2 protein-coding genes are annotated in these 4,719 nt (G+C 63.8%); both read right to left on the bottom strand.

The window, feature by feature from the left end:
• On the bottom strand, positions 1-4,101 hold a 4,101-nt coding region (locus NW845_RS12330; RefSeq protein ID WP_414378740.1), incomplete at its 3' end, for an NINE protein.
• Positions 4,102-4,175: 74 nt separating this feature from the next.
• Entirely contained in the window at positions 4,176-4,466 is a 291-nt protein-coding gene (locus NW845_RS12325) for a hypothetical protein (protein ID WP_414378739.1), read from the bottom strand.
• Between the last annotated feature and the right edge of the window lie 253 nt (positions 4,467-4,719).

Raw genomic sequence — 4,719 nt, 5'->3', positions numbered from 1 at the left:
CAACGCCACGCCCACCCCCACCGCCCAAAACCCCGCCCCCCGTGCCCCGGGGGTTTCGAACAACGTCACCAACACCAATAGACCCGACGAGAAGGCCCGCAGCCGGTGCCGACTCTCTCGAGCACCAGCCTGTTGCAGTCCGGGATCCACCTGGGCCACATAGAGCAGGGATCCCACCAGAGGCAGGGCATAGAGGGTCAGGGAAGCCCAATCCTGCTGCCAGCCGTAATTCCACAGGATCCAGTTGCTCAAAAACAAGCTGATGTAGCCCAGGCGCACCTGGGAGCGCCAGATGGCCAAGAAAGCGTAGTAGGCTGCCCCCAGCAACAAATTGCTGTTGTTGTCGCCGCCCGCCGTCACCACCAGGGCCAGCAACGGCGCCACCAAGGCCGTATTTGACCAGGGATCCGCCGGCCAGCCCCACCGTTGCCAGGGCAGAAAGTAATAGAGGAGTCCCAGCCCACAGAGCAGGGATCCGGCCCATTGCTCCACCCTCAAGCTGGGGAAGCCCAGCCACATACTACCCAGGCAGATGCCGACTCCCTGCCAAGCGCTGAGGTGGCACCAGGCCGTTGGCAGCCAGCCCGGCTCTGTCGGGGATCCCGGCGTCGATCTTCTCCCCTGGGCGGCGGCATAGGCCGCCAGGCCGGATCCCGTCAGCACCCAGAGGAGCCGCCCCCACCGGCTGAGGCGAAGATCGAAAAGCGCAGGCCAAAGGACGAGGTTGGCCAGGGCCCAGTTGGCCGAGGCCATCCAGCGCAGCCAAGCTCTTTTAAGCTGCAGGGTCGCCACCAGCCAAGGGGGGCAAAGGCGGTAGACCACTGCCAGGAGCCATCCCAGCAACGCGGTCAGCACCAGTCCATCTCCCCAGGATCCCCCTGTCTGCTGGCTCAGGAAGTGAATCCAGCTCTCGTAGGCAGCCAGTGACATCCCGCAGGCTCCCAGGATCCCCTTCCAGTTGACAGGAGGGTCTTCTTCCGTTCGCGTAAGTGGGACGGAGTCCCCACCTTGCTCTTGTGCCCCTGGGATCCCCTGCCCCAGGCCCAACAACACGATGGCCAGGCCTAAGCTGCCCACGCCCGTCAGCTCGCTCCACTGGGCATGGGATCCCAGCCAACCCAGCCCGGCATAGATCAGCGGCCCTGTCTTCCAGCAACTCAGGGTCTGGACTCGCTGCAGGAGCTCTCCCCCGCCGGGGAACAGGAGTTTCTCCGGCCCTATCCAGAAGAGGATCCCCAAGCCCAGGTTGAGGACGGCCCACAGAGGCAGGATGGGACGGGATCCCTGCACAACCCAGAGCAGGATGCCGGTCGCCCCCAGCTCCAAAGCCCAGATCAGCCCGTAGGCGATCCCTTCCACCACCGCCCAGGAAACCGAGCCGGTGGCAGAGTCCGTCCCGTCGGCGCCAACGACCGCCGAGCCACCCCATGAGAGAGCCACCCCCAGCCGCAGGCCGAGCGCCACCAGGGCCACCCCAGCCGCCAAGGGCAGAGCGCCGGGGAACATGGGCTGCTTGCCGACGGAAATGGGGAGCCGAGAAGGATCCGCCAGGGCCGCCGTTGTCGCCACTGTGAGGGCAAAGAGGAGCACCAACCCCAACAGCAGGCCCCAGCCATCCAGGGCCGGTCGGTAAGCGGCTTGTAGGCGAGAAGAGAGGCGCAAAATTCCGTAGCGACAGCCGCTCAAGAGCAACCCCAGCACCGCCAAGGCCAGCAGCCACTCCGCTTCCGTGAGCGTCGGCAATAGCCGGCTGATTCCCACCAGGCCGATCCCTACACCAAAGGCCACCGCCAGCAGTGCTTCTGGAGTAGGAGAACTGGGAGAGGGAGAAGCCCACAGCCACACCTGAGTTGCCAGCAGCAGCACTCCCAGCCCTAGCCCGAGCAGATCCAGGCCCGGCCTGCCGAGGGTGAGCCCCTGGGCCATCACCAGGGAAAGCACCGCCAGAAGGCGCAGGGATCCCCGCGCCGGAATCCCTTGTCGCCAAGAAAAAGATCCCCCTTGCTCCGGGATCTGCAACCAGCGAGGCATAAACGCCAGGGGCGGCCAGGCCCACACCTGCGCCGCCGTCAAAACCGAGGGCACCGCCAGCCACAGCCAGCCAATGGACTCCGTGCCCTGCGCCAAAAACACAAAGTAGCTGGATCCCAGCAGCACCAGCCCCATCCCTTCGGCGCTCTGCTGCCACAGCCGCACCGGCAGTCCCCCAAAATGTCCTGAGGCTGCCAACAACCGCCCGCCCAGCGCCACCCGCCCCGTCCATTCCAGCAAGCCCAGCAGCAGCAAGATGGCCCCCCAACTGGACAGGCTCCAATCAGGCCAAAGCCAGCGGATCCCGGCCAGAAGCGCCCCCAGCCCATAGGCATGGGTCAGAAATACCCACCCAGCGCCAACCCTGGACTTCTGCCGCAGCCACCAGGCCAGGATGCCAGTACTCAACAGCAAATGCCAAAAGCAAATCGCCGGCTGGGGAAAGCTCAAAAGCAAGAGGGATCCGCCCAGCCCCAACACCAAGCGCTCCGTCGGTTCTGCCAGCGCCGCAAAACCCGCCTCCTCGCCTTCCCGAGGTCTCTGCTGCCAGCGGGCCGCCAGCCCCAGCCACAGCACCTCATAGGGCAACAGCACCAGCCCCAGCAGCCCCCAAACAGAGTCGAGGGGCTGCAACCCACCCGTTAACAGCGCCAGCACGCTCTCCCGCCAGCTTGCCGGCCACACCTGCCAAAAGGCCCAGGCAGTTTCCAGACCCAGCAAAAACAGCAGCGCCAACTCCACCCTCTGCTGACGTTGGCTCAGTCGCCTCGCTAAGAAGCGGATTCCCAGCAGGCTGATGGCCAACACCTGCCAGGCGTTCTCCCCCCAGTCGCTGGCCGCCAGCAGCCAGCCCAAAATCAACAGCACCCCGCTCCACCAGGGCCGCCCCACCTGAGCCGGCTCGTAGTCCTCAGCCGGGCTTTGGGGCAGCCAACCCAAGAGGGCCACCGCCAACCCCAACTGCGACACCTGCACCTGCCCTGAGAGCAGCCCCCGCAAGATCAACAAGGAGCCAGCCGCCCCGATGAGCCACAGCCGGGATCCCCGCAATTCCAGCGAGCGGCGGCTCCAGGTGTAAATCACGGTGCTGAGGATCCCCAAGTAGAGGATCCCAAGGACAAGGGTGGGACGAGACTCCGGCGGCCCCAGGCTCCAGAAGAGGTGTAAACCAGAAAGAGATAAGAAGTTCACCAACGTTCCGTAGAAAGCAGAACCTGCCCCCAGCAAGTCGGCCCGTCGCCAGGCTCCCCACGGGATCCCTATAAGTAACCCCAAAGCAACAGCTCGGATCCCCCACGGGATCCCCAGCCCGTCCAGCGCCCACATGTTGATCGGCAGCAGCAGCAAAGCAACAGCCTCTAAAGTTTGGCTTGTCAGACGCAGCCCGTCCTGCCGCTGCGCCCACCTCGCTCCCACCCCAAACGCCGCCGTATAAGCCAAGAGCACCCCGTACTGAGCTGCCGGGGAAAACTCTTGCCAGCGGCTGGCCGCCAGCACCCCCGAAGAGACCACCACCAAAAACAGGCCCAGGAGCAGCAGCCAAGCTACGCTCAGCTCAGACAGCAAGTTGCGCAACAACACAGCTATCCCCGGGGGAGAGGAGAGCTCCCTGGTTTCGGCTGGCGGCTCTTCCCCCGCCACGACAACCCCAGAGCCGGCCAAGCCAGCATTTCTTTCCCGCACCATCTGCGGGATCCAGATCAAATCGAGGAGCTGGCCGATCCCCAGCAGCCCAAAAGTCAGCAGCCAGAGCAGCCCTGTGCGCCAGCGACCCAGATAGAAGCGGTGCAGACCGCAAAGGCCGAACAAACCTAAAATCCAGAGCACGTAGGCCGAGCCCAGACTGGCTGGGATCCCCCCGCCGACAGAAGTGGCTCCTGGCGCCGATTCCGCTTCCAGCCGATACTGCTCCACCAGATGGCGAAAGTGCTCCGGCGTCAGCAAACCCAGCTCCAGCAAGGCTTGCAACCCCCGCAAAACCTGCTGCCGGGATCCCGAAACGGTGAAGTTGAACGAGTAAGAGCGGGACTGCTCGGCTCCCTCAGGTGGAATGTTATCCTGGGATCCCATGGCCGGATTCGTTGAGCAAAAAGGCTTGGGGCCACTGCTACTCTAAGCCTTGCTCTGTTGGATTGCTATGCTCTTCACAAATGCTCCAGCAAAGCGTGGGTGCTGGGCAGGACGGGGAGAGTCATCAACTGCCCCAGCCGCGAAACGGTGAGCTCCGCCGCCGGCATGGGTTCCGAGACCTGTCCGCTGCTGAACACCAGGACTTGGTTGCTGTACGGCAAGATCTCGTCCAAATCCGCCGAGGCAAAAACAATAGCCGTCCCTGCTTGGGCGCGTTCCAGCAATTGACTCCAGACCCACAGCGCCGATTCAATGTCCAACCCGCGCGTTGGCTGTTCCATCAGCAACAGGGTCAGGGTTGACACTCCCACCGACTAAAGTTGGGGGATCCTTACGCAGTCCACAGACGGACTCGCAAAGGCGCTGTCAAGACGCCCCTAGACAGTTCCTTGAGACAGAGCCTCAAGGTTCTGCTTACTTGTTGACTTACAGCCCTGTCTGGGTCTTTCACCGGGGTAGGTGCTTGCTTAGCGGCAGTTGTAGCAATGAACTACCCCACCGCGTAGGCGGGTGGGGTTTCCTCACCCGCTTGACAGCAGAGCTTTTGTCTCTTCTTCT

The sequence above is a fragment of the Synechococcus sp. H60.2 genome (assembly GCF_047462315.1).
Classification (GTDB): domain Bacteria; phylum Cyanobacteriota; class Cyanobacteriia; order Thermostichales; family Thermostichaceae; genus Thermostichus.
Note: the sequence above shows the minus strand (reverse complement) of the source record. Positions and strands in the feature narration are given on the sequence as shown.